Source organism: Amycolatopsis lexingtonensis (assembly GCF_014873755.1).
Taxonomy (GTDB): domain Bacteria; phylum Actinomycetota; class Actinomycetes; order Mycobacteriales; family Pseudonocardiaceae; genus Amycolatopsis; species Amycolatopsis lexingtonensis.
Genome location: NZ_JADBEG010000001.1, coordinates 5,610,145 through 5,633,837, shown reverse-complemented (window position 1 = coordinate 5,633,837; position 23,693 = coordinate 5,610,145). Strand labels below are relative to the sequence as shown.

The window sequence follows — 23,693 nt, the reverse complement described above, 5'->3', positions numbered from 1 at the left end:
GAGCTTCGAGACTGGCGTCATGACGATCTGGATCTGCGGGACCTGCGGCGTCGAACACCCCGACACCGAACAACCCCCGCCCGGCGACTGCGCGATCTGCGCCGACGAGCGGCAGTGGGTGCCCGCCTCGGGGCAGGTGTGGACCACCCCCGGCGAGCTCGAGGGCCACGCGATCGTGCACGAGGAACCGGAACCCGGCCTGCACCGGTTCAACCGCGAACCCCCGTTCGGCATCGGCCAGTGGACGCACCTCGTCCGGACCGCCCGCGGCAACCTGCTCTGGGACCCGCCGAACCACCTCGACCCGGCGCTGGCCACGACGCTCGAGGAGCTGGGCGGCGCGGCCGTGATCGTCGCGAGCCACCCGCACATGTACGGCTCGCAGGTCGGCTGGAGCCACCGGCTGGGCGGCGTCCCCGTCCTGGTCCACACCGCCGACCGGGCGTGGGTGCGGCGCGAAGACCCCGTCATCCGGGAGTGGTCCGGCACCGAAGAAGTCCTGCCCGGCGTCACCCTCGTCGAGGCGGGCGGGCACTTCCCGGGCGCCGCGGTGGCGCACGTCGTGACCGAAACCGGAGGCGTCCTGCTGACCGGCGACACCATCGTCCCGGTCCCCGCCGCCGGCTGGGTGACGTTCATGCGCAGCTACCCCAACCGGATCCCGCTCTCCGCGGGCCTGGTGCGGCGCATCGTGGACCGCCTCGAGCCCTACGAGTTCGACCGCCTCTACAGCCTCCTGGGCGCGACGGTCCTCGACGACGCCAAGAACGCGGTGCGCCGGTCGGCCGAGCGGTACATCGCCTGGGTCAGCGGGGCCAACGACCACCTCGGCTGACCCGCGGGACTCAGGCCGTCGGGCGGCCGGCTCCCGCGTAGTCGTCGCCTTCCTTGCGGTACGAGTGCACCTGGACCGCCTGGCCCGTCTGCGGCGCGTCGATCATCTGCTGGTTGCCGATGTACAGCCCGACGTGGTGGATCTTCGTCGCCGGCTCGCCGTAGAAGATCAGGTCGCCCAGCTGCGGGTCCGTCACGTGCGGGACGCTCCGGAACTGCGTGTCGGCCGTGCGCATCAGCTTGACCCCGGCGCTCGCGTACGCCGCCGTCGTCAGGCCCGAGCAGTCGAAGCCCGGGTCGTTGCCGCCGGTGCCGTTGCCGCCCCAGATGTAGGGGAGGCCGATCTTGTCGATGGCGAAGTTCACCGCGCTCAGCACCGCCGCGTTCGGCGCCGCCGCGCCCTGGCCGACCGTCCCGTAGACGTTGACGGTCGCCAGCGTGCGGTGCAGGAACAGCGGCGCCGCCTGCAGCGTGCTGACCGAGTCCCACCACACCTGGCCCTGGGACAGGTCGTGGCCGTCGGCGCAGAGCGCGCGGCCGGTGGTCAGCGCCGCGTCGTCGATGTTCTGGACATCGGGCTTCCCGCCCGCGTAGCTCGCCTGGTACTTGCCCCAGATCGCCGGCGACAGCTGCATCGGCCCGGCGGCGTTCGCCGTCGAGACGACCTTGTTGTAGAAGTCGCGTACCTCGATGGTGCCGAGCGCCTTGTCCAGCACGCCGGTGGTGCCGAACTGCCCGCCCTGCGCCCGCCCGTGGTCCGTGGTCACTTTTCCGACCGCGGCCAGCGTCACCCAGGACAGGTGGCACCCCGGGACGTCCTTGCCGAGCTTCGTCGTGGCCTTCGCGTAGCCGACCATCGCGCGCAGCGGGATGTCGAGCCACTGGCTGGTCTTGGACGCCCAGGCGTCGAACTCGCTCGCCTCCGGCACCTTCGGCGGCGCGGACGTCTGCGGCGGCGTGGTCGTTTTCGCGACAGACGGCGTGGGCGTCGCCGTCGCGGCCGCGTTCGTCGTCTCCTGCTGCTTCGGCGCGAACTGCACGCCGACCACCAGCGCGGCGGCGACCACGACCACGGCGGCCACCACGACGGCGGCCTTCCGGCGGCGGGGCTCGGGCGTCTCTTCCGGCACGACCTCGGGCTCGTCGCTCACCGCGCGGCTCCGGTGAGCCGGTCCAGGACGAAGCCGCGCAGGCCGTCGAGGTCGGTGTCCACCGCGACCTCGATCGGGCGGCCGGGGGAGAACTGCGGATCGTCTTCGCCGAGCCGCCGCCGGTCGACCAGGGTCTGCCCGCGCGCCGGGCCGAGCCCGCAGTCGACGTCGACGCGGTAGGTCTCGGTCCGCAGGATGCCCGGCGAGATCGCCTCGGCGACCGCGACGGCGTCGTGCATGACCATCCGGTCTTCGCCGAACACGCGCGTGTAGTGCTGCCGGTAGGTCGAGGTGAGGCCTTCGAGAGTGGCGCCGACCGGGCCCGACGCCGCGAGCTTCGCCAGCCATTCGCCGTCGACGGCGCAGCGGTGGGTCAGGTCGAGCGGGACCAGCACCACCGGCACGTCCTCCTCGACGAGCACCCGCCGCGCCGACTCGGGGTCGCTCCAGATGTTGAACTCGGCGGCGGTCGTGCTGTTGCCGAAGGTCACCCCGCCGCCCATGATCACCAGCCGCGCGATCTTCGCCGCCGCGCCCGGGTGGGCCGCGAGCAGCGCGGCGATGTTCGTCAGCGGGCCGATCGGGGCGATGGTCACCGGCTCGTCCGAGGAGTCCAGCAGGTCCAGCATGAGGCGGACGGCGTCGCGTTCCTCGAGGGGACGGCTCGCCTCGGGCAGCGTGTAGGAGTGCCCCGACAGGCCGTCGCCGCCGTGGACCTCCTTCGCGTCGCGCGGCTTGGAGTACACCAGCGGGCGCGCCGACCCCGCGGCCACCGGCACGTCGGCGCGGCCGAACAGCTCCAGCAGCCGTCGCGCGTTCGAAGTCGTGCGGTCCAGGGGCACGTTGCCGAACACCGACGTGACGCCCAGCAGGTCGACGTCCGGTGACAGCGCCGCCAGCGCGATCGCCAGCGCGTCGTCGACGCCCGGGTCGGTGTCGATGATCAGCTTCGTGCCCATCCACGCTCCCCTTGCCTGTGAACCCGTCCCGCACACAGGTTACGGTCACGGGCATGACGTCGATGTGGGGTGCGCCCGCGCTGTCGCGGGTGCGGGCCTGGCGCCGTGCCCGGCAGGACCCGCGGCAGGCGAAGTTCCTGACCGCCGACTCGCTGCGCTGGGTGCTGCGCAACCGCGCGTACACGCCCTGGTACCTCGTCCGGTACTACCGGCTGCTCAAGTTCCGGCTCGCCAACCCGCACATCATCCTGCGCGGGATGCTCTTCCTCGGCAAGAACGTCGAGATCCACTGCCGCCCGGGTTACGGGCGCCTGGAGATCGGCCGCTGGGTCCACATCGGCGACGGCAACGCCATCCGCTGCCACGAGGGTTCGCTGCGGATCGGCGACAAGTCCGTGTTCGGCCGCCAGAACGTCATCAACTGCTACCTCGACATCGAGCTCGGCGCGGCCACCCTGGTCGCCGACTGGGTGTACATCTGTGACTTCGACCACGTCATCGCCGACATCCACGTCCCGATCAAGGACCAGGGCATCGTGAAGTCGCCGGTCCGCATCGGCCCGGACACGTGGCTCGGCACCAAGGTCAGCGTCCTGAAGGGCACCCGCATCGGCCGCGGCTCGGTGCTGGGCGCGCACGCGGTCGTCCGCGGTGACATCCCGGACTACTCCATCGCGGTCGGCGCGCCGGCCCGTGTGGTGCGCAACCGCGAAGAGGACTACGCGGCCGACGCGGCCCGGCGGGAAGCCGTCGCCGACATGGCACGGAAGGCGAACAAGGCGCTGCAGAAGACCCTCGAGCAGTAGATCTACTCAAGTCGTTCGTCGCTTTCCCGGACATACTGATCCGGTGGGGGAGATCCGGACCGCGTGGTCGTCGCTCGTCGTCGCGGTGTGCGCCGTGGGCCTGCTGCTCGTCGTCCCGTTCCTGGTGCTGCTGGGTTTCCTGGCGAGCATCCCGGCGTTCGGCGAGGTCGGCGACGGCGCCCGCGGCTACTTGAAGTGGGCGTCCTGGCTCGGCGCGGGACTCCCGCTGGTGGGCGTGGTCGTTTCGGCGACAACGCGACGTCGTGGCTGGACGTGGTTCTTCGGCATTTGCCTCACCCTGGCGGCAGCGATCGCGCTGCTTTCGTGGGCCGACGACCTCCGGCACGCCCCGCCACCACCCCCGGGACCGCGCCACTGCGTCGAGCACAGCGGCGGCGGCAACGACTGCCCGGGCGGCTGACGGTGTGGCGCGATTTCGGCGACATGGCCGCGGCCGTCCTGCTCGCGGTGGGCGCGGTGGTGTGGCTGATCCTCGTCCCGCTGATGTTCTTGCTGGGCGCCGCGACGGCGTACGGCATCGGGCTCGGCCCCGGCGACCCCGCGGCGGCGAGCGCGACCTTCACCTGGGCGTCCTGGCTCGGGGCGGGCATCCCCGTCCTGGGCGTGGTCATTTCGGCGACCACCCGGCGGCGGGGCTGGACCTGGTTCTACGGAGTCTGCCTCGCGGTGGTCGCCGTCGTGGCGCCGGTGCGGTGGGCCCAGACCCACCACGCGCCGCCCCCGCCGCCGGAGCCCACCCATTGCGTCGAGCGCAGCGGTGGCGAGAGCGACTGTCCCTGAGTCACTCCTCGAACGTCATCTCCGGCGGCGGCCGCCGGAAGCCGCGGGTGATCGCGGCCAGCACGACGACGCCGATCGCCAGCCAGACCAGGCCGAACACCAGCGCGATGCCGTCGAGGTTGACCAGTAGCCACAAATCGACCACGGCGCCGATCACCGGGAAGACCACCCAGGTCAGCACGCGTTTTCCCGACCGGTCGCGCAGCCACGTCGCCAGCACGCTGACGTTGACGAACGTGAACGCGGTGAACGCGCCGAAGTTGATGAACGACGTCGAGGTGCTGACGTCCAGCGACAGCGCGACCAGCCCCACGAGTCCGGTGAGGACGATCCCGAACACCGGCGTCGCGAACCGCGGCTGCAGCTTCCCGAAGACCCGCGGCAGCACGCCGTCCCGGCCCATGGCGAACATCAGCCGCGACGCGCTCGCCTGCGCGGCGATCCCCGACGCGAACTGGGCCACGACGAGCCCGGCGAGGAAGAACGACGCGAACAGGTTCCCGCCGATCGTCGTCGCGATTTCGAACGCGGCGGACGACTCGTCGCCGAACGTGCTGCCCGGGTGCGCGAGCTGGGTGAAGTAGGCCAGCACGATGAAGATGCCCCCGCCGATCAGCGCGGTCAGCAGGATGGCCCGGGGAATCGTCTTGCGCGGCTCGGTCGTTTCTTCGGTCAACGTCGTCACGGCGTCGAACCCGAGGAACGAGTACGTCGCGAGCGCGGCGCCGCCGGAGATCGTGCCCAGCGTGCTGCCGGGGTGGAAGAACGGCTGCGTGCTCGCGAGCGAGCCGCCGAGGTGCAGCACCTGTTTGACCGAAAGAACGACGAAGAAGCCGATCACCAGCAGCTGGAAGGCCATCAGGACGAAGTTGGCCTTCTCCGCGATCTTGATGCCCAGGACGTTCAGGATCGTGGTCAGCGCGATGAAAGTGATCAACCAGATCCAATTGGGCACCGACGGGAACTCGGCCGAGAGGTAGGCACCGCCGATCAGCCAGATCACCATCGGCAGGAAGAAGTAGTCGAGCAGCACCGCCCACCCGACGAGGAAGCCGGCGCGCGCGTCGACCGATTTCCGGACATAGGTGTAGGCGGAGCCCGCGACCGGGTGCGTGGCGGCCATCTTCCCGTAGCTCGCGGCCGTGAACAGCATGGCGACCAGTGCCAGCAGGTACGCGGAGGGGACGGTGCCCTCGGTCGTCGTCGCGACGATCCCGAAGGTGCCGAGCACGATCAGCGGCGCCATGTAGGCGAGCCCGAACAGGACGACGCCGGGCAGCCCGAGCCGTCGCTGCAGCGCGGCCGGGGCCGCGGCTGTGGTGGTCATCGGTCGTCTCCTCCTCGTGGGCGCCAGCGGTCCGGCTCGATCCGGCCCTGGTAGAGCGGCAGGTCAAGGGGCGCGTCGTCCGGGGTGAACTGCGCCCACACGCGGTTGGTGCCCGCGGTGCCCTCACGGCGCACGCGCGCCACCTCGTCGAGGTCGATCGTGTGGGAGAGGACGCCGTGGTCGTTTCCCGGCAACGCGCCGAGGACGTCCCCTTCGGGCCCGACGAGCAGGCTGTCGCCCATCCCGACCGGCCCGGCCGTGTTCACGCTGGCGACGAAGACCTGGTTGACGATGGCGTTCGCCCGGGCCAGCACGAGTTCCTGGGCGCGGTCCGGCGTCGTCGTCTGCACGGGGTTAAGCACGAGTTCGGCGCCCATCCAGGCGAGGTGCCGGGTCACCTCGGGGAACCAGGCGTCGTAGCAGATGGAGAACCCGACGCGCCCGGCGTCGGCCAGATCGGCGACGACGAACCGGTCGCCGGGGTCGTACGGCTCGTGCGGCCGCCACGGGAAGACCTTGCGGTACCAGCCGGCGAGCTCGCCCTGTGGGGAGAAGACCAGGGCGGTGTTGAAGAGCTCGCCGTGGTCACCTTTTTCGCAAACGGTGCCGGGCGCGAGCCAGATCCCCAGGTCACCGGCCAGTTCGGCGAGCTCTCGCGTCCGCGGCCCGTGCAGTGGCTCGGCGGCGGCCCGCAGCCGGGCGGTGCGCTCGTCGCCCTCGCCGTCGACGCCGCAGAGGTGCAGCTCGGGGAAGGCGGCCAGGCGCGTGTCCGGAAATCCGCGAAGGACGTCCTCGACCTCGCCGGTGAACCCGGAGTCCCCGGCCGGCCGGGGCGGCGCTTGCACCAGGGCGATCGGCAGTGGTCGCGGCATGGGCGAAAAATAGTCCATCTTGAACAGTTAAACAAGAGTGCTCAAGATGAGCAGTTTGTGCGGTACGGTCGTTTCATGGCGACGGCAGACCTGAGCGCCCCCGCGCTGACCGGAATCCGGCGGCTGTCGGCGCTCGACACCGTCCGCGCCCGGATCGCCCTCGCGGTGGAGCTCGGGCTGTTGAAGCCGGGGGAGCGCTTGCCGCCGAACGGCGAAATCGCGCGGGCCCTCGGCGTCGCGGAGATCACCGTGCGCCGGGCCCTGGAGTCCCTGGCCGAGGACGGCCTGATCGAACGCCGCCGTGGCCGCGCGGGCGGAACTCTGGTCGCCGAGCACCCACCGGCTTCCCGCGTCAGCGAGGTCGGCGCCTACCGCGAGTCGGCCGGCGAGGTCCGCGAGCTGATCGACCACCGCCTGGTGCTGGAGTCGGGCTTGGTCCAATTCGTGGCCAAACGGCCCCCGGACCTCGTGCGCCTGCGGGCGCTGGTCGCCCGGATGGACACGGTGCGGGACTGGGCGGAGTTCCACGAACTCGACGCGGAGTTCCACCGGACGGTGGCGGCCCCCGGCCCCGCGGCCGCGGTCGCCCAGTACGAGACGGTGCTGGCCGAGCTGTACCGGTTTTACCTGCCGTACCCGATGGAGAAACTGCGCGAGTCGAACCGCGAACACGCGAGCCTGGTGAAGGCCTTGGCGGCCGGCGACCCGAACGCGGCGGCGCGAGTGACGAGAAAGCACGTCGGCGGCCTCCACCGCACGATGTTCGTCGGCCTCGCCTGACCTGAGCGAGCGGGCTGGTCGAATTTCGCCCACGGTCCGGCCGCACGCGAGCCTCGGCCCGCGCACCGGCCCTGGTCGGAATTCGACCACTGCCCGACTCCGCGCGCGGCGTTGCCGAAACCCGACCGCCAGCCCGGCCCGCGCGAGCCCCGGTCGACAGTTCGCCCGCAGCCTGACTCGCAGAACCTTGGTCGATTTCCGTCCACGGGCCCGGCTGCGTCAGCGCTGGCCGGAAATCGTCCAGCCCGGCCCGCGCGAGCCCTGGTCGAAATCCGTCCACGCCCCATCCCGGCCGTTCGGCGGCGAGCATCGGCTGATCGGCCGATCTCCCCTCCCACCCCCGCCCGGCAGCCTGAGCCCCATGTCGATCACCCGGTTCGCCGTCCCGCTGCTCGCCGCCGTGGCGCTGCTTCCCGTCGTCCCGGCGGTCGCCGCCGCCGGCGAAGTCGAGTGGCAGCTCTGTGCCACCGTCGCGAAGGGGTGGGATCCCGGGGACCGCCGGACCGAGTGCGCGCTCGTGCCGGTTCCGCTCGACTACGCCGACCCCGGTGGTCCGAAAATCGACATCGCCGTCAGCCGGATCCGGGCGAGCGGGGCGCGGGACGGGGCCGTGCTGCTGAATCCCGGGGGTCCCGGGCAGTCCGGGCTCGACATGCCGCGCAGCATCGCCGACAGTCACGCCGGGGGCATCGGCGTCCACCACGATCTCGTCGGGTTCGATCCCCGCGGGGTCGGCTACAGCGCCGACGTGCCCTGTTCCGCCGACGTCCAGGAGCCGGACCCGGGCGTCCCCGACAAGGCGAAGGCCCGCGAAGCCGCGGAGCGGGCGGCCCGGGCCAACTGGCGCTGCGTCGCCGCGCACCCGGAGTTCGTCCGGAATCTGACCACGCCCACCATCGCCCGCGATCTCGACCGCATCCGGCTCGCGCTCGGCGAGGACAAGATCGGCTACTACGGCGTCTCTTGGGGCACCGCGCTCGGCGCGCAGTACCGGACGCTCTTCGACGACCACGTCGACAAGATGCTGCTCGACTCCGTCATGCCGCCCGACCTGAACGTCACCGCGATGGACGACGGACAGGCGACCGTCGGCGAGAACACCTTCCACGACTTCGCCTCGTGGATCGCCAGGTACGACAGCATTTACCGATTCGGGACCACGGAACCGGCCGTCGCGAAAGCCCTCTTGGACCTGCGGGCCGAACTCACCGCGCACCCGCGTGGTGACGTCGACGGCGCGACCGTCAACGGCATGCTCGCCAACCCGCGCCGCGAATGGGCGGGCCTGGCGCGGCAACTCGCGCAGATTCGCGACGGCGGCCCGGCTTCACCCGAAAGTGCGAAGCAACCCGGGCAGCTCGGCTGGGACGGCGAACCGCACGCGTTCAACCACTTCCAGCAGACGGCGCTCCTGTGCAACGAGTCGCCGAGCCCGCGGGACTTCGAGACCGTCTGGCAGCACCGCCTCGACCGGATGAAGCGGCTGCCGGTCGCCGGCGGCTACGGCCTCTACGAGCAGCTCTGCGTCGGCTGGCCGCTGCCCGCGCGGCCGTGGGCGCTCACCGCCGGGAAGAGCCCGCTGCAGCTCGTCGGCCACGCCTTCGAACCCGTCACGCCGATCGGCTGGGCGCTCGCGATGCGGCAGCGGATCGGCGGCGAGCTCATGACGATCGAGGACGACGTCCACGGCTCGCTGTCGTCGCTGACCTGCGCGAACGCCGCTGTCGCTTTTTTCGACACGGGCAAGACGACGTCGGAATCCTGCCCCGGGGCGCCCGTGCCCACACCCTGAGTCAGATGCGGGCGCGCAGTTGCTCCCGGACCTCCATCAGCGCGAAGCCGAGCAGGTTCAGCCCGCGCCAGTAGTCCGGCTTGGTCGCGTTCTTCTCCTCGCGGGCCAGGCCCGAGCCCCAGACGAGATCCTTCTTCGACGCCTCGACGATGACCGCGTCCCCGGTGCCGAGCAGGAACCGGCGCAGGTCGCGGTGTTGCCGGAACTTGGCCAGGTTGCCGTCGACGGCGATGTCGAACCGGTGGCGGTCCCAGACGGCCGCGTCGAAGCCGGCGACCTCGCGGCCGAGCACCTTCGCCGTCTTCGGGTCGGGCGCCGAGCGGATCAGCTCCGCCTTCTCGTGGTCGCCGAACAGCTCGGCCTTGCCGGCCATCAGGTAGTGCTCGGCGGTCGGGTAGACGACGCCGTCGTCCTCGAACGGGTCGAGCCACCACTGGCTCAGGCAGCTCGCGGTCACCCGCCCGGACGTCGAGGGCGCGTGCCCGTAGAACAGCAGGTATTCGGGCTCCGCACCCTCGTGGACCTTTTCGCGCAACGCCTCGACACTGCGGATCCCGTCGACCTTCACCATCCGCCTAGTGGACCACAACCCTCAGAGCAGGAAGTGGAACAGGGGGCTGCCCGGCTCGATCCGCTCCACCTGCAGCGGGCTCGCGGCCATCCGGGCGAGCAGTCCGGGCAGGTCGGACGGCCGCGCGATCTCGATACCGACCAGCGCCGGGCCCATCTCGCGGTTGGTGCGCTTGACGTACTCGAAGCGGGTGATGTCGTCCTCGGGCCCGAGGACCTGCTCGAGGAACCGCCGCAGCGCGCCCGGCTCCTGCGGGAAGCCGACCAGGAAGTAGTGCTTCAGCCCTTCGTGCATCAGCGAGCGTTCGAGGATCTCGCTGTAGCGGCTGACGTCGTTGTTGCCGCCGGAGACCACGACGACGACGGTCTGCCCCGGCTCCACCTGGACCACGGACCCGAGCGACGCCGCGGCCAGGGCGCCCGCGGGCTCGGCGATGATGCCGTCGGACTGGTACATCGCCAGCATCTCGGTGCAGATGGCGCCCTCGGCGACCGCGGTCAGCTCGGCGCCGCTGTCGCGGATCAGCGGGTAGGTGACCGCGCCCGCTTCGCGCACCGCGGCGCCGTCGACGAACGAGTCCAGCTCGGGCAGCCGCACCGGGTGCCCGGCCGCGAGCGCCGCCGCCATGCACGCCGCGCCCGCGGGTTCGACGCCCACGACCCGGACGTCGGGGTGCCGTTCGCGCAGCCAGCTGCCGACGCCGGCGAGCAGCCCGCCGCCGCCGACCGGGACGACCACGACGTCGGGGACGAAGCCGAGCTGCTCGATCACCTCGGACGCGACCGTGCCCTGGCCGGCGACCGTGCGGACGTCGTCGAACGCCGGCACCAGCGTCGCGCCCGTGCGCTGGGCGTCCTCGTTGGCCGCGGCGAAGGCGTCTTCGTACGTCTCGCCGACGACGATGACCTCGATGTGGGGGCCGCCGAGCGTCGCGATGCGTTCGCGCTTCTGCCGCGGCGTGGTGCCCGGGACGTACACGCGGCCGTTCGCGCCGAGCCGCCGGCACGCGTACGCGACGCCCTGGGCGTGGTTGCCGGCGCTGGCGCAGACGACCCCGAGCGCGCGGGTGGCTTCGTCGAGCTGGACGATGAAGTTGTAGGCGCCGCGGATCTTGTACGACCGGACGGTCTGCAGGTCTTCGCGCTTCACCCAGACCTGGGCGTCCACCCGGGACGACAGCCGCGCGCTGGGCTCCAGCGGTGTCCGGGTCACCACCCCGGCCAGCCGCTCGGCGGCCTTTTCGATGGTCGCCGCGGTCACCGTGTCGATGTCGTGCACCCCGATGAATCTACGACTCGCGCGTCCCGGGCAACCTGCCGGGCTCCCGGGCGCATCAGAGGGGTGACGAACAGGATGGGGGACGCCGGTGGACGACTTCACCGAGTACGTGACCGCTCGCGCGGGCTGGCTGCGCAAGGTCGCGTACCTGCTCTGCGGCGACTGGCACCGGGCCGACGACCTGGTCCAGTCGGCGATCACCCGGCTCTACGCGAACTGGCCACGGGCTTCCCGCGCGGACAACCTCGACGGCTACGCGCGCCGGACGCTGGTCAACACGTTCCTCGCCGAGCAGCGGACGTCGTGGTGGCGGCGGGTGGATCTGCGCGGCACCGAGAGCGAACGCCCGGTGCCCGGCTCGGACGTCGAAGCGGGGCTCGACCTGCGGGCCGCGCTGGACCGGCTGCCCGCCCGGCAGCGCGCGACCGTCGTCCTCCGCTACTTCTGCGACCTCCCGGTCGCGGAGACCGCGCGGGCGCTGGGCTGTTCCGAAGGCACCGTCAAGAGCCAGACCTCGAAGGCCGTGGACGCGCTCCGCGAGCTGCTGGGCGAACCGATCCGGGAGGGACGAGCATGACCGATCACGAGCTGGCCACCAAGCTGAAGGAACTCGCCGACGTGCCCGCCCCGCCGTCCCGGATCGACGTCGGCCGCGCGCGCCAGGCCGGGGGACGCCGCCGCCGGATGCGGACCACGGCGCTGGTCGTGGGCTGCGCCGCCGTGGTGACGGCCGGCGGGCTGACGGCGGTGTCGCTGTTCCGGCCCGACCCCGCGCCCGCGCCGCCGGCCGTGGTGCCCCAGCCCGCGCCCGTCGCGCCGGCGCCCACCGACAACCCGCTGGTGGCCAAGTCGAGCTTCGGCTGGCTGCCGGAGGAGGTCACCGGCGTCGAATACGCCGCCGGCGGGCACGGCGACACGACGCTGGCCATCGGCCGGGGCGAGCTGCCCCCGATGCTCTGGCTTTCGGTCTCGGACCGGGAGCCGGCCCCGCCGCGCGATCTGAGCGGCGAGCCGAAGACGATCCCGCAGCGCGTGGGCGACCGCGACGGCCACTGGGTGACGGCGGACGCGAACGACCCGCTCAACCACGGCGACAGCTACCTGCGCTGGCCGACCGCCGACGGCCGCTGGGCCCAGCTGCACGCCTACTACCTCGCCCGGCCGGACCTGCAGCAGGTGCTGACGCGGGTGGCGGAGGGGGCGACGTTCGCGAACCAGGGGGTGCCGCTGCCGCTGCGCATCACGAGCCTGCCGCCGTCGTTCCACCTGTCCGACGCCTACACGTCGCGGCGGCCGGACCAGGACGGCGTCCCCTGGAAGCTGGTGCTGCAGTACTCGGCGAACGGGGCGCTGGTGACGATCAACGTCGCCCCGCCGGGTGCGAGCCGCAAGGACGGCCTCGGCGTGCCGAAGTGCGTGAAGAAGAACGGGCTCGAGGCCTGCGTCGGGATCGACAAGGCGAAGGCCGCGGGCATCACGGCGCAGGAGCTCCTGAGCCGGATCACCCTGCTGGGCCCCGACGAAAAGACGTGGACCCCGCACGTGATCGGCTGAGCCCGGCCGGCGGCCGCGGTGTGCTCGCCGCGGCCGCCGTCGTCAGCCCTTCGGCACCGCCGGGTAGGGGACGAAGGTGCTGGTGTTCTCGTCCACGGTGAGCTGCTTGCCGATCGTCGGGAACGCGCGCTGCGAGCACGCCGGGCGTTCGCAGACTTTGCAGCCCATCCCGATCGGCGTCGCCGCGGCCGGCTCGTCCAGGTCCAGGCCGGTCGAGTAGACGAGCCGCCCGGCGTGGCGCAGTTCGCAGCCCAGGCCGACGGTGAACGTCTTGCCGGGGCTGCCGTAGCCGCCGATGTTGCGCGACACCGTGCGCGCGACCCAGAAGTAGCTCTTGCCATCGGGCAGGGTCGCGATCTGGGTGAGGATCTTGCCCGGCTGGGTGAACGCCTCGTAGATGTTCCACAGCGGGCACGCGCCGCCGACGCGGGAGAAGTGGAACCCGGCCGCGGACTGCCGCTTCGACATGTTCCCGGCCCGGTCCACCCGCACGAACGAGAACGGCACCCCGCGCTGCTTGGGGCGTTGCAGGGTGGACAGCCGGTGGCAGACGGTCTCGAAGCCGACGCCGTAGTGGTCGCACAGCCGCTCGATGTCGTAGCGGAAGCGTTCGGCCGCGGCGAGGAACGGTCCATAAGGGAGGATCAGCGCCCCGGCGAAGTAGTTCGCCAGGCCGACGCGGGCGAGCGAGCGGGCCGCCGGGCCGGAGAACGCCCACGAGTCGGCCAGCTCGGTGATCAGGTCGTCGTACTCGAGCAGCGCGATCTGCGAAGCCATGCGAAACGCCTGCTGCCCGACCCGCAGGCTCGGCGCCAGCCGCAGCACCCGCGTCACCGGCTCGTACCGGTGCTGCTGGCCGGCCGATTCGTCGATGCCGTCGCTGGTCACCTCGACGCCGTAGCGCTGCCAGAGCCGTTCCTTCAGCGCGCTGAGCACCTGGCCGCGTTGCAGCGGGATCTCCGAGGCCATCTTCTCGGCGCGGTCGTCCAGTTCGGCGACGTAGTTCTCGCGCTCGTAGAAGAAGTCGCGGACCTCCTCGTGCGGCAGCGGCGCGGCGGCGCTGCCGTGCAGGCCCAGGCCGTTTTCCGTGGTCAGCGCGGCGGTGCTTTCGACGGCGTTGCGGTAGCTGCGGTGCAGCTTGACCAGCGCCTGCGCGATCGCCGGCAGGTTCGTGGCCAGGTCGTTGAGCTCGCCGGTGGTGACGTCGACGCCGAGCACCTCGTCGAGCAGCGCTTCCTTGACGTCGGCGACCAGCCGGGAGGTGTCGTTGTTGGCGAAGAACTCGGTGTCGACGCCGAAGGCCTGCGTGATTCGCAGCAGCACCGGGACGGTCAGCGGACGTGAGTTGTGCTCGATCTGGTTGAGGTAACTGGGTGAGATCTCCAGCACACGGGCCAGATCGGCCTGGCTCATCGAGCGGCTTTCGCGGAGGTGCCGCAACCGCGCGCCGGCGAAAGTCTTCTCCATTCGAGCCCTCCTTCCCGGAAGGTTTCCGGCCCTGAACGGTTACGTGAACGGTCAAGAACGCGGATTTTCGATCACTTGCGAACCGGGCGATTCGCAACCTTTGCAAAGAGCGTACGTACCCTTCGCACAAATTGGCAAATTGGACAGCTGGACCAGATTTCCCCTGGCATGTGAGGGTCAGACCAGGCAAGGCGAGCAATCGCAAACTTCGCAACACCGGGAGATCCGATGACGGAACAGGCCAAGCAGGCGGCCGCGGAGCTGGCGGCGCAGTGGGCGAACGACCCGCGCTGGGCGGGCGTGCAGCGCTCCTACTCGGCTGAGGACGTCGTCAAGCTGCGCGGCAGCGTGGTCGAGGAGCACACCCTGGCCCGCCGCGGCGCGGAGAAGCTGTGGAAGCTCCTCCACACCGAGGACTACATCCACGCGCTCGGCGCCCTCACCGGCAACCAGGCCGTCCAGCAGGTCCGCGCGGGCCTGCAGGCCATCTACCTGTCCGGCTGGCAGGTCGCGGCCGACGCCAACCTCTCCGGCCAGACCTACCCCGACCAGAGCCTCTACCCGGCCAACTCGGTGCCGGCCGTGGTCCGCCGCATCAACAACGCGCTGGGCCGCGCGGACCAGATCAACTGGGCCGAAGGCAACACCGACATCGACTGGTTCGCCCCCATCGTCGCCGACGCCGAGGCCGGCTTCGGTGGCCCGCTCAACGCGTTCGAGCTGATGAAGGGCATGATCGCGGCCGGCGCCGCGGGCGTGCACTGGGAAGACCAGCTCGCGTCCGAGAAGAAGTGCGGCCACCTCGGCGGCAAGGTGCTGATCCCGACCAAGCAGCACGAGCGCACGCTGAACGCCGCCCGCCTCGCCGCGGACGTGCTGAACGTGCCGTCGCTGATCGTCGCCCGCACCGACGCGCAGGCCGCGACGCTGCTGACCAGCGACGTCGACGAGCGCGACCAGCAGTTCCTCACCGGCGGCCGCACCGCCGAGGGCTTCTACGAGGTCCGCAACGGCATCGAGCCCTGCATCGAGCGCGGCCTGGCCTACGCCCAGTACGCCGACCTGCTCTGGATGGAGACCTCGGAGCCCGACCTCGAGGTGGCGCGCAAGTACGCCGAGGCGATCAAGGCGAAGTTCCCGGACCAGATGCTGGCCTACAACTGCTCGCCGTCGTTCAACTGGAAGAAGCACCTGGACGACGCGACGATCGCGAAGTTCCAGCGCGAGCTCGGCCACATGGGCTACAAGTTCCAGTTCATCACGCTGGCCGGCTTCCACGCGCTGAACTACTCGATGTTCGACCTGGCGCACGGCTACGCCCGCGAGGGCATGACCGCCTACGTCGACCTGCAGGAGCGCGAGTTCGCTTCGGAGAGCCGCGGCTACACCGCCACCAAGCACCAGCGCGAGGTCGGCACCGGCTACTTCGACAACGTCGCGACGGCGCTGAACCCGGAGAGCTCGACCACCGCGCTCAAGGGCTCCACCGAAGAAGCCCAGTTCCACTGATCCCGGCCGCGGCCTGACGGCGGCACCCCCCCTCCCGTCGTCAGGCCGCGTCCCTCCCTTCTTTCCTTCCTGCACAGCTCGTGGAGGCACCCCATGGTTGATCGGCTGAACTACCGCATCGAGGTCACCGGGCCGGTCGAGGGCCGGTTCGCGGAGATCCTCACCCCGGCGGCACTCGACTTCCTGGCCAAGCTGGACAACACGTTCGCCGGTCGCCGGCGCGAGCTGCTCGACGCCCGCCGCACGCGGCGCGAGGAACTTCAGTCCGGCGAGAAGCCACTCGGCTTCCTGCCCGAGACGCGTCACATCCGCGAAGACCGGTCGTGGCAGGTCGCCCCGACGGCGCCGGGCCTGGAAGACCGCCGCGTCGAGATCACCGGCCCGACCGACCGCAAGATGACGGTCAACGCGCTGAACTCCGGCGCGAAGGTCTGGCTGGCGGACTTCGAAGACGCGACTTCGCCGACGTGGCACAACGTCATCGACGGCCAGCTCAACCTCTTCGACGCCATCCGCCGCAACATCGATTTCACCACCGAGGCCGGCAAGCACTACACGATCGGCGACGACCCGGCGACGATCGTCGCGCGCCCGCGCGGCTGGCACCTGGTGGAGAAGCACATCCGCATCGACGGCCGCCCGGTGTCGGCGAGCCTGGTCGACTTCGGCCTGTACTTCTTCCACAACGCGCGCCAGCTGCTCGCCCGCGGCGTCGGCCCGTACTTCTACCTGCCGAAGCTGGAGAACCACCTCGAAGCGCGGCTGTGGAACGACGTCTTCCTGATGGCGCAGCGCGAGCTGGGCGTCCCGCGCGGCACGATCCGCGCCACGGTGCTGATCGAGACGATCACCGCCGCGTTCGAGATGGACGAGATCCTCTACGAGCTGCGCGAGCACGCGGCGGGCCTCAACGCCGGCCGCTGGGACTACATCTTCAGCATGATCAAGAACTTCGCCGCGCACGGCGCCGACTTCGTGCTGCCGGACCGCGCGCAGGTCACCATGACCGTGCCGTTCATGCGGGCCTACACCGAGCTGCTGGTGAGCACCTGCCACCAGCGCGGCGCGCACGCCATCGGCGGCATGGCCGCGTTCATCCCGAGCAAGGACCCGGAGGTCAACGCGACCGCCGTCGAGAAGGTCCGCGCCGACAAGGAACGCGAGGCCGGCGACGGTTTCGACGGCTCCTGGGTGGCGCACCCCGGCCTGGTCCCGATCTGCCGCGAGGTCTTCGACGACGTGCTCGGCGGCTGGCCCAACCAGCTCGGCAAGCTGCGCGAAGACGTCCACGTCACCGCCGAGGACCTGCTCGACGTGGCCAGCGCCGGTGGTGAGGTCACCGAAGCGGGCGTGCGCGCGAACATCAACGTGGCGCTGCGGTACGTCGACGCGTGGCTGCGCGGCACCGGCGCGGCGGCGATCCACAACCTGATGGAGGACGCGGCCACCGCGGAGATCGCGCGCTGCCAGGTCTGGCAGTGGATCCGCAACGGCACGAAGCTCGAGGACGGCACCGCGCTGACTCGCGAGCTGGCGGTCGAGTACCTGGACGAGGAACTCGCGTCGGTGCGCGCCGAGCTGGGCGCGGGCAACCGCCTCGACGACGCGTACGAGATCTTCACCGAAACCGCGCTGGGCGAGAAGTTGCCGAGCTTCCTCACCACGGGTGCCTACGCGCGGTACCTCACGGACGCCCGGTAGCAGGGGCCCCGCCCGCCCCTACCTGACGAGGGGCGGGCGGATTCCACACTGTTGGGATGGTGTGGGTCCGGACCGGTCCCGGTGGCGGCGGCTCCCCGCCACCGGGACCGGTTCATTTTCAGCCCACCGCGTACGCCCGGATCACTGTCTGCCGCACGGTGTTCCCGCGCTCGTCGGCCGCGCTCGCCCGCAGCGAGACGAACCCGCCCGCCGGGTTCCGCACGGCGACCGTCCAGTGGTCGCCGGTCCGGAGCACCGGCGCAGGCTGCCAGGTGCGTCCGTCGTCGGTGGAGACCTCGACGGCCAGCTTCGTCCCGGTGCCGCCGCCTTGCCGCTCGACGAAAGCCGGGAACGTGAAGACCCGGCCGGCCGGGGCGCTGTTGCGCAGGTCGACCGCCGGCGCGAACCGGACCGTCAGCAGGGGCAAGGCTTGGCCGTCCGCGGCGGCCGCGGAACGGAACCCCCACTCCGCGGCGACATCCGTCCACAGTGGCCACCAGTCCTGGTGCCGGTGCACCTCGGCGGTGAGCCGGTAGCCGCCGTCGGCGTCCGGCACCGGGATCCTCGCCAGCGTCGGTTCGCCCGTCGGCTCCACGGGGATCGCGACGCCGTCCTTCGTGAGAGTCACCGAACCCGTGTCCCCGGCGCTGGATTCGGGCTTGCGGGGACGGCCGGCGGCGTCGCCGAACAGCGGCAGCCACAGGTCGAAGACGCCGTCCTTGCGCCACGCCCACGGCCGCGGCTGCTCGCCCGTGTGCGTCACGGTCAGCCCGCGCAGCGACGGCCCGGCCACCGCCTTGTTCCAGCTGAGCTGGTACTTCTTTCCCGCGGCCAGGTCGAGGTTCTCGGTCAGCTCACCGCGGAACCCGGACGTCCACACGCTGTCCCACTTGCCGGGGGAGTAGTACTCGACGCGTTCCTGTTGCGCGGCAACAGGTTCGGTGTAGCCGTACCCGACCAGCCGGCCGAAGAACTCGCGCCCGGCGACGTACCGGACCTCGCCGGGGACGTTGTCGTGGTAGGCGGTGCGCACTTCGGCGAGGTCGCCGGTCTTCGGCCGCTGCACCCGCGGGGCCGCCACCTGCCCCTCGATGCCGTCGCCCAGTTCGTAGCGGAAGCGCGGAAAGGGCCGGCTGACGACCGTCGCCGAGGCGTGGCCTGTCTTCGCCAGCTCCGTGAACCGCCGCGCGGTGACGCTCAACCCGCCCCAGACCACCGGCAGGTGCAGCGTCGGCAACCCGCCGCCGAGGACCGTGGTCCCGGCCGCGCCGCCGTCGAGCGTGACCACGCCGAGTTTCGCGCCGGCGTTCTCGACGTTCACCAGCCGCTGGTACGCCTCGTCGATCCGGATGCCGAGCGGCAGCCGGACGACCACGAGCTTGCCGCGCGCGTCGATCCCGGCCAGGTCCTCGGGTGTGCCCCCACCGCCGAACAGGACCGGGAGCGTGCTGGTTCCGGCCGGCGCGGCCGAATCCAGCCAGACACCCCGGACGGCGAACGGCTGCCCGTCGTCGGCGGTCAGTTCCAGGTCCGGCTCGGTGGCCCGGCGTTCCTGGCTGAAGGCAAAAGTCGCCGACGACGTACCCGGGACCGTCGCGGCGAATGCCTCGTGGAACCGTGGATCGAGGTCGAAGCCGTCGGCGAAGACGCACGCGCAGCTCGTGATCCGGCTCAGCCGTTGGACGCTCTGCGTGCCACCGCGCGCGGCCGGGTTGTCCGGCTCCAGCGACACCGGCTTGCCGTCGCGCGCGTCCAAGGTCTGCGTGACCGGGTGGTCCAGCACCAGTTCGGGGTGCGTGAGGAAGCTGTACGACGGCTCCTGGCCCGGCCGCGGCGTTTCGATGACGCCGTTGACGACGTACCGGCCGCGCGGCAGCCGGAACGTGCCCGGCTCGCCCTGGGTGAGCGCGCCGGTGTCCAGGTCGATGATCGTCACCGGCGGGTAGCCCGTCGGCGCCCACGGTTTGCCGTCGCGGTCCACGAGGCCGACGGTCAGGTCGTAGGTCTCGGCTTCCTGCTGCAGCGACAGCGCGGTCCGGGTGGTGACGCCGTCGCCGCTCGCGGTCAGAATGCCGGAGCGGGTGCCCGGGTGGCCGTCCTGCGCGGTGAAGGTCAGCTCGACGGGGGTGCTGCCCCCGGCGGGCACGGTGACGCTCGCCGGGAAGCTCACGCCCTCGACGGACGCCCCGAGCGTCAGCGTGACCGGGGTGGCGCCGGAGTTGTACCAGGTGACAGTGGCTTTCTTCGTCATCCCGCGGTTGGGCCACGGGAGGTACGCCGACGCGCTGCCGGTGGCGGTGACCGTCGTGGCCGTCGCGCGGGCGACGTCGACGCGGCCGGTGCCGACCGCGGCCGGTCCGGCGTCGACCTGGTCCGCGGTGCTGGTGAGGGCCGCTTTGAGCCGGTCCGCCGTCCAGTCCGGGTGCTGCTGGGCGAGGATCGCGGCCGAGCCCGCGACGTGCGGCGTCGCCATCGACGTCCCGCTCAGCGCCTGGTAGCCGCCGCCGGGCCAGGCCGCGGTGATCGCCTCGCCGGGCGCGGCGACGTCCGGCTTCGCGGCGCCGTCGCCGATCCTCGGGCCACGGCTGGAGAACGGGCTGAGGACGTCCTTTTTGGACACACTGGCCACGGCGAGCGCCGCGTCGGCCGCGGCCGGGCTCGACACGGATTCGTCCGAGCCGAAGTTGCCCGCGGCGACGACGAAGAGCGTGCCGTACTGCCGGGACAAGGTGTTCACGGCTTCGGACAGCGGATCGGTCCCGTCGGACGGCCCGCCGCCGAGGCTCATGTTCACGACGCGGGCGTGCGCTTCTGCCGCCGCCCACTGCATGCCGGCCAGGACCATGTCGAGCGTGCCGTCGCCGTAGTCGTCGAGGACCTTCCCGACGGCCAGCGACGCTTCGGGTGCGACGCCCTTGTACTTCCCGCCGGACGCGGCGCCGGTGCCGGCGATCGTCGAAGCGACGTGCGTGCCGTGCCCGGCGCCGTCCTCGACGCTGCCCTTGCCGGTGAAGTCCTTGCTCAGCACCACGTGGCCGGCCAGGTCCGGGTGCGTGCCGGCGATCCCGGTGTCGAGCACCGCGACGGGCACCCCGCGACCGGTCAGGCTCGCTTGCCACGCCGCGGGCGCGCCGATCTGCGGCACGCTCTGGTCGAGGCTCGTGTGCACCTTCGCGTTCAGCCACACCTTCGCGCCGCCCGCCGCGAGCGTGGCGGGTTCGGTGGCGAGCCGGTTCCAGAACGCCGCGGCGCCGGACTTCGGCTCGTCGAGCGCGGTGTAGCCGAGCGCGGCGGCCCGGGTGGTGACGCCGGTCCGCGCCGCGAGCGCCGGGCCGGCCTGACGGACCAGCAGCGGGATGTGCGGGGTGCGCGCGTCGTCGTAGCCCTGGCGCAGCAGGCCGGTGACGTTGAACAGCTGCTCGTCGAGCCGCCCGGCGCGAACCAGCCCGGCGGCGTCGCCGGGCAGGACGTACTGGTCGCCGTGCCGGACGTACTGCCGGATCGGCACCGGCCGGTCGCGGCGGGCGGGCAGCACGCGGACGTCCGCGCCGCTGACCAGCACCTGATCGCCGGTGACCAGCGTGATCCGCGTCGGCGCGACGGATGGCCGGTCCGCTGGGGCGGCCGCCGCGCCGGGTGCGGTCAGCACGCCCGCGGCCAGGGTCACCGCGACGACCGCGGTGATCGGTTTCCTCATGGGATGGTTCCTCACTGTCGGGGTCCCTCGGCTCGTGGAACGGCCCCGGCGCGCCCGCGGGTTGCCCGGATTTCGATCCCGGAGCAACCCCGGGGGCCGCGCACCCCGTTCCACCGGGTGTTGGGGGCGACGAGGAGGAATCGGTGAAACGATCCGAAGAAGCGGGGTACCGCGACTACGTGACGGCGCGGATGGAGGTCATGCGCCGCACGGCCTACCTGTTGTGCCGGGATTGGCACCTCGCCGACGACCTGGTGTCGATCACGATCGGCAAGCTGTATCGGCACTGGCCGCGCGCCCGGCGCGTCGAGCACCTCGACGCGTACGTGCGCCGCATCCTCGTGCGGACGTGGCTGGACGAGAAGGCCAGGGCGTGGCGGCGCGAGGAACCGGCGGACACGCTGCCGGAGCCGGCGGTGCTGCCGACCGACGACGTCGTCGAGCGGCTCGGCCTGCTGGAGCTGCTCGACGCGCTGCCGCCGCGGCGCCGGGCCGCCGTGGTGCTGCGCTACTACTGCGACCTGTCGATCGAGGAGACCGCCGAGGTCCTCGAGTGTTCACCCGGAACCGTGAAGAGCCAGACCGCGCGCGGGCTCGACTCGCTGCGCGCGCTCGTCGCCGCGAGCCAGAGCTGAAGGAGGCGCTATGAGCAAGGACCAGTTCGACACGGCGATCGGCGTCGTGCCGCCGTCCACAGTGGACGTCGAGGCGGTGCTGGACCGGGAACGCCGCCGGGCGCGGGTGCGCCGCGTGGCGAACCCGTGGACCGCCGCGGGGGCGGGCGTGGCGGCGGTCGCCGTCGGGGCGGCATTGGCGTTCCTGCCCGGGGATCCCGCGCCGGAGCTCGTGCCGCCGGCGGCGAGCAAGCCGCCGTCGGAGAATCCCTGCGCGGTGCTGCCTTACCCGCCGCAGACCGGCGCGCCGATCCCGGAGACCTCGACGGCCGCGTCGAGCCGGCTCACGACGGTGCTGACCGCCGCCGTCGAGCAGCGGCTGACTGCCGGCTCGACGCTCGGTCCCCACGAACACGGCGTCTACCCGAAGGGTGTCGCGCACGGGCCGCTGGCCTTCTTCCACGTCTTTTCGGCGCCGGTGCCCCACGAAAGCACGTGCAGCGGCGGCGAGGACTACTTCATGTCGGCGGCCACGACGGCGAAGGGGGAGCGCAAGGGCAACGTCATGGCGATCGTCACCCGGCTGGGCGGCAACGCGACGCCCAGCACCGAGTGCACGCCCCCGCCCGAGCGCACGGAGGGGTCGTGCCAGCGCCGGACCGGGCCGCACGGTGAAACGATCGTCGAGTCGACGCTGCTCCTGCCCGGCGGCCCGACGATGTACCAATCGGACGTCACCAAACCCGACGGCACCGGCATCATCCTCTCGGCGGAGAACGTGGCCGGAGACGCGAAGCGGGGCGGCCCGCCCGACATGCCGTCGCCGCCGCTGAGCCTCGCGCAGCTCACGGAGATCGCGCTCGACCCGGGCCTGACGCTCTACCCCTGAGCGGCCAGCAGCACCTTCGCGGCTTCGCGGGCCGTGTTCGCCTCGCCCGGGTCACCGGTGATCGCGGCGAGCACGGTCGCGCCCTCGACCAGCGCGAACAGCTGGTCGGCGAGCCGGTGGTCGGAAACGAGACCACGCAGGTACGCCCGGACTTCGTCCTTGTGCAGCCGGATCGCGGCGGCGATACCGGGCGCCGGTTCGCCGAACTCGCCGAAGGAGTTGATGAACGCACAACCCCGGAAGCCGGGTTCGGCGAACCAGTTCGCGAGCCAACCGAAGACGGCGAGCGGGTCGTCGCCGCGGTCGTGGACGAAATCGCGCAACGACTTCCGCCAGCGCTCGTCCCGGCGTCGCAGGTAGGCCTCGACCAGGTCGTTCTTCGCCGGGAAGCACTGGTAGAGGCGTTTGAGCGAGACGCCGGAGCGCTCGCGGACGGCGTCCATCCCGACCGCCTGCACGCCGTGCGCGTAGAAGAGCTCTTCGGCGGCTTCGAGCAGCCGGCCGGTCGCCTCCGTGGAATTCATGTCACCTGCCCCTGGCGCGGAGAATGAGCGTTCTCTACGGTAGCGGACGTACCGGAGAACGCACGTTCTCCGCGTCCGGAAGGAGCTGTCATGACCCCGCGACCCCCGTTCCCGCCCTTCGACGAGGACACCGCCCGGAAGAAGGTCCAGGCCGCCGAAGACGCGTGGAACACCCGCGATCCGGAGAAGGTCTCGCTCGCCTACACCGAGGACTCGGTCTGGCGGAACCGCGACCGGCACGTGGTGGGCCGCGCCGAGATCGTGCGGTTCCTGACCGCGAAGTGGGAGCGCGAGCTGGACTACGCGCTGCGCAAGGAGCTGTGGGGCTTCCGCGGCAACCGCATCGGCGTCCGGTTCCAGTACGAGTCCCGGAACGCGGCGGGCCAGTGGTTCCGCAGCTACGGCAACGAGCTGTGGGAGTTCAGCGACGAGGGCCTGATGCGCCGGCGAGAGGCGAGCATCAACGACGTCCCGATCGAGGAGGCCGACCGCCGCATCTTCGGCCCGCGCCTGGAGTCCGAACACGGCGTCCTGCTGCCGGTGTTCTAGCTCCGCCCTGAGCGGAAC

General features: G+C 71.6%; 22 protein-coding genes. 13 read left to right on the top strand and 9 right to left on the bottom strand.

Features of this window, described 5'->3' with window-relative positions; genetic code table 11:
• Window positions 1-19 precede the first annotated feature (19 nt).
• Window positions 20-835, top strand: a complete 816-nt coding sequence (locus H4696_RS25255) for an MBL fold metallo-hydrolase (protein ID WP_086864489.1) — start codon at window positions 20-22, stop codon at window positions 833-835.
• A 10-nt stretch (window positions 836-845) separates the two neighbouring features.
• Here H4696_RS25255 and H4696_RS25250 read toward each other — a convergent pair whose 3' ends face one another.
• Together H4696_RS25250 and H4696_RS25245 are read right to left on the bottom strand one after the other, a co-directional pair.
• Window positions 846-1,964 (bottom strand): C40 family peptidase, encoded by a 1,119-nt coding sequence (locus H4696_RS25250; RefSeq protein ID WP_086864500.1) that lies wholly within the window; start codon window positions 1,962-1,964, stop codon window positions 846-848.
• 17 nt (window positions 1,965-1,981) lie between these two features.
• A complete protein-coding gene (locus tag H4696_RS25245; RefSeq protein ID WP_086864488.1) occupies window positions 1,982-2,944 on the bottom strand; it encodes a nucleoside hydrolase in 963 nt (320 codons plus the stop codon).
• A gap of 53 nt (window positions 2,945-2,997) precedes the next feature.
• Here H4696_RS25245 and H4696_RS25240 point away from each other — a divergent pair, with 53 nt between their 5' ends.
• Genes H4696_RS25240 through H4696_RS25230 form a run of 3 tightly spaced genes read left to right on the top strand, consistent with a single transcriptional unit; the run spans window position 2,998 to window position 4,551 of the window.
• Complete coding sequence (locus H4696_RS25240; protein ID WP_086864487.1) at window positions 2,998-3,750, top strand: acyltransferase; 753 nt, start codon at window positions 2,998-3,000, stop codon at window positions 3,748-3,750.
• 43 nt (window positions 3,751-3,793) lie between these two features.
• Window positions 3,794-4,171: a hypothetical protein gene (locus H4696_RS25235; protein WP_086864486.1), complete on the top strand. Its 378-nt coding sequence runs from the start codon at window positions 3,794-3,796 to the stop codon at window positions 4,169-4,171.
• 2 nt (window positions 4,172-4,173) lie between these two features.
• Window positions 4,174-4,551, top strand: a complete 378-nt coding sequence (locus H4696_RS25230) for a DUF6234 family protein (protein WP_192782526.1) — start codon at window positions 4,174-4,176, stop codon at window positions 4,549-4,551.
• Between the two features lies 1 nt (window position 4,552).
• On the opposite strand, the gene H4696_RS25225 is transcribed toward H4696_RS25230, so the two are convergent.
• Both H4696_RS25225 and H4696_RS25220 read right to left on the bottom strand, forming a co-directional pair.
• Window positions 4,553-5,878 carry an APC family permease gene (locus H4696_RS25225; protein ID WP_192782525.1) on the bottom strand — a complete coding sequence of 442 codons (1,326 nt, stop codon included), beginning with the start codon at window positions 5,876-5,878 and terminating at the stop codon, window positions 4,553-4,555.
• Window positions 5,875-6,750, bottom strand: a complete 876-nt coding sequence (locus tag H4696_RS25220; RefSeq protein ID WP_086863089.1) for a carbon-nitrogen hydrolase family protein — start codon at window positions 6,748-6,750, stop codon at window positions 5,875-5,877. The genes H4696_RS25225 and H4696_RS25220 overlap by 4 nt, the downstream gene beginning before the upstream one ends.
• A gap of 75 nt (window positions 6,751-6,825) precedes the next feature.
• Here H4696_RS25220 and H4696_RS25215 point away from each other — a divergent pair, with 75 nt between their 5' ends.
• On the top strand, window positions 6,826-7,530 hold the full coding sequence (locus H4696_RS25215; RefSeq protein WP_086863088.1) for a FadR/GntR family transcriptional regulator: 705 nt from the start codon (window positions 6,826-6,828) through the stop codon (window positions 7,528-7,530).
• Between the two features lie 361 nt (window positions 7,531-7,891).
• Window positions 7,892-9,322 (top strand): alpha/beta fold hydrolase, encoded by a 1,431-nt coding sequence (locus tag H4696_RS25210; protein WP_192782524.1) that lies wholly within the window; start codon window positions 7,892-7,894, stop codon window positions 9,320-9,322.
• Window position 9,323: 1 nt separating this feature from the next.
• Here the strand turns inward: H4696_RS25210 and H4696_RS25205 are convergent, their stop codons facing one another.
• On the bottom strand, window positions 9,324-9,893 hold the full coding sequence (locus tag H4696_RS25205; protein WP_086863663.1) for an NADAR family protein: 570 nt from the start codon (window positions 9,891-9,893) through the stop codon (window positions 9,324-9,326).
• A gap of 21 nt (window positions 9,894-9,914) precedes the next feature.
• Window positions 9,915-11,171, bottom strand: coding sequence for a threonine ammonia-lyase IlvA (ilvA, locus tag H4696_RS25200; protein ID WP_192782523.1), 1,257 nt, complete (start codon window positions 11,169-11,171; stop codon window positions 9,915-9,917).
• Between the two features lie 88 nt (window positions 11,172-11,259).
• On the opposite strand from ilvA, the gene H4696_RS25195 reads away from it, so the two are divergent.
• Both H4696_RS25195 and H4696_RS25190 read left to right on the top strand, forming a co-directional pair.
• On the top strand, window positions 11,260-11,748 hold the full coding sequence (locus H4696_RS25195) for a SigE family RNA polymerase sigma factor (RefSeq protein ID WP_086863665.1): 489 nt from the start codon (window positions 11,260-11,262) through the stop codon (window positions 11,746-11,748).
• Window positions 11,745-12,725, top strand: a complete 981-nt coding sequence (locus tag H4696_RS25190) for a hypothetical protein (protein ID WP_086863666.1) — start codon at window positions 11,745-11,747, stop codon at window positions 12,723-12,725. Before H4696_RS25195 ends, H4696_RS25190 begins: the two co-directional genes overlap by 4 nt.
• 42 nt (window positions 12,726-12,767) lie before the next feature.
• Here H4696_RS25190 and H4696_RS25185 read toward each other — a convergent pair whose 3' ends face one another.
• Window positions 12,768-14,192 carry a short-chain fatty acyl-CoA regulator family protein gene (locus tag H4696_RS25185; protein ID WP_086863667.1) on the bottom strand — a complete coding sequence of 475 codons (1,425 nt, stop codon included), beginning with the start codon at window positions 14,190-14,192 and terminating at the stop codon, window positions 12,768-12,770.
• A gap of 228 nt (window positions 14,193-14,420) precedes the next feature.
• Here H4696_RS25185 and aceA point away from each other — a divergent pair, with 228 nt between their 5' ends.
• The gene (gene aceA, locus H4696_RS25180) at window positions 14,421-15,701 is read left to right on the top strand and encodes an isocitrate lyase (protein ID WP_086863668.1); all 1,281 of its coding nucleotides are present in this window, start codon (window positions 14,421-14,423) and stop codon (window positions 15,699-15,701) included.
• Window positions 15,702-15,794: 93 nt separating this feature from the next.
• Window positions 15,795-17,402, top strand: coding sequence for a malate synthase A (aceB, locus tag H4696_RS25175; RefSeq protein ID WP_086863669.1), 1,608 nt, complete (start codon window positions 15,795-15,797; stop codon window positions 17,400-17,402).
• 118 nt (window positions 17,403-17,520) lie between these two features.
• Here aceB and H4696_RS25170 read toward each other — a convergent pair whose 3' ends face one another.
• Window positions 17,521-21,099 (bottom strand): S8 family serine peptidase, encoded by a 3,579-nt coding sequence (locus tag H4696_RS25170; protein ID WP_192782522.1) that lies wholly within the window; start codon window positions 21,097-21,099, stop codon window positions 17,521-17,523.
• 143 nt (window positions 21,100-21,242) lie between these two features.
• Here H4696_RS25170 and H4696_RS25165 point away from each other — a divergent pair, with 143 nt between their 5' ends.
• Window positions 21,243-21,734, top strand: coding sequence for a SigE family RNA polymerase sigma factor (locus H4696_RS25165; protein ID WP_086861611.1), 492 nt, complete (start codon window positions 21,243-21,245; stop codon window positions 21,732-21,734).
• 10 nt (window positions 21,735-21,744) lie between these two features.
• Entirely contained in the window at window positions 21,745-22,602 is an 858-nt protein-coding gene (locus H4696_RS25160; RefSeq protein WP_086861610.1) for a hypothetical protein, read from the top strand.
• Here the strand turns inward: H4696_RS25160 and H4696_RS25155 are convergent.
• Window positions 22,593-23,126: a TetR/AcrR family transcriptional regulator gene (locus H4696_RS25155; RefSeq protein WP_086861609.1), complete on the bottom strand. Its 534-nt coding sequence runs from the start codon at window positions 23,124-23,126 to the stop codon at window positions 22,593-22,595. The two genes, H4696_RS25160 and H4696_RS25155, sit on opposite strands and share 10 nt — an antisense overlap.
• Window positions 23,127-23,216: 90 nt before the next feature.
• On the opposite strand from H4696_RS25155, the gene H4696_RS25150 reads away from it, so the two are divergent.
• Window positions 23,217-23,675, top strand: a complete 459-nt coding sequence (locus tag H4696_RS25150; protein ID WP_086861608.1) for a nuclear transport factor 2 family protein — start codon at window positions 23,217-23,219, stop codon at window positions 23,673-23,675.
• Window positions 23,676-23,693: the final 18 nt, after the last annotated feature.

Excerpts from the sequence above, each read along its gene's own strand:
- H4696_RS25160 (WP_086861610.1), top strand. The coding sequence starts at position 21,745 with ATGAGCAAGGACCAGTTCGACACGGCGATCGGCGTCGTGCCGCCGTCC.
- H4696_RS25210 (WP_192782524.1), top strand. The coding sequence starts at position 7,892 with ATGTCGATCACCCGGTTCGCCGTCCCGCTGCTCGCCGCCGTGGCGCTG.
- H4696_RS25190 (WP_086863666.1), top strand. The coding sequence starts at position 11,745 with ATGACCGATCACGAGCTGGCCACCAAGCTGAAGGAACTCGCCGACGTG.
- H4696_RS25155 (WP_086861609.1), bottom strand. The coding sequence starts at position 23,126 with ATGAATTCCACGGAGGCGACCGGCCGGCTGCTCGAAGCCGCCGAAGAG.
- H4696_RS25215 (WP_086863088.1), top strand. The coding sequence starts at position 6,826 with ATGGCGACGGCAGACCTGAGCGCCCCCGCGCTGACCGGAATCCGGCGG.
- aceA (WP_086863668.1), top strand. The coding sequence starts at position 14,421 with ATGACGGAACAGGCCAAGCAGGCGGCCGCGGAGCTGGCGGCGCAGTGG.
- H4696_RS25245 (WP_086864488.1), bottom strand. The coding sequence starts at position 2,944 with ATGGGCACGAAGCTGATCATCGACACCGACCCGGGCGTCGACGACGCG.
- H4696_RS25170 (WP_192782522.1), bottom strand. The coding sequence starts at position 21,099 with ATGAGGAAACCGATCACCGCGGTCGTCGCGGTGACCCTGGCCGCGGGC.
- H4696_RS25150 (WP_086861608.1), top strand. The coding sequence starts at position 23,217 with ATGACCCCGCGACCCCCGTTCCCGCCCTTCGACGAGGACACCGCCCGG.
- H4696_RS25205 (WP_086863663.1), bottom strand. The coding sequence starts at position 9,893 with ATGGTGAAGGTCGACGGGATCCGCAGTGTCGAGGCGTTGCGCGAAAAG.
- aceB (WP_086863669.1), top strand. The coding sequence starts at position 15,795 with ATGGTTGATCGGCTGAACTACCGCATCGAGGTCACCGGGCCGGTCGAG.
- H4696_RS25240 (WP_086864487.1), top strand. The coding sequence starts at position 2,998 with ATGACGTCGATGTGGGGTGCGCCCGCGCTGTCGCGGGTGCGGGCCTGG.
- H4696_RS25225 (WP_192782525.1), bottom strand. The coding sequence starts at position 5,878 with ATGACCACCACAGCCGCGGCCCCGGCCGCGCTGCAGCGACGGCTCGGG.
- H4696_RS25185 (WP_086863667.1), bottom strand. The coding sequence starts at position 14,192 with ATGGAGAAGACTTTCGCCGGCGCGCGGTTGCGGCACCTCCGCGAAAGC.
- H4696_RS25255 (WP_086864489.1), top strand. The coding sequence starts at position 20 with ATGACGATCTGGATCTGCGGGACCTGCGGCGTCGAACACCCCGACACC.
- H4696_RS25220 (WP_086863089.1), bottom strand. The coding sequence starts at position 6,750 with ATGCCGCGACCACTGCCGATCGCCCTGGTGCAAGCGCCGCCCCGGCCG.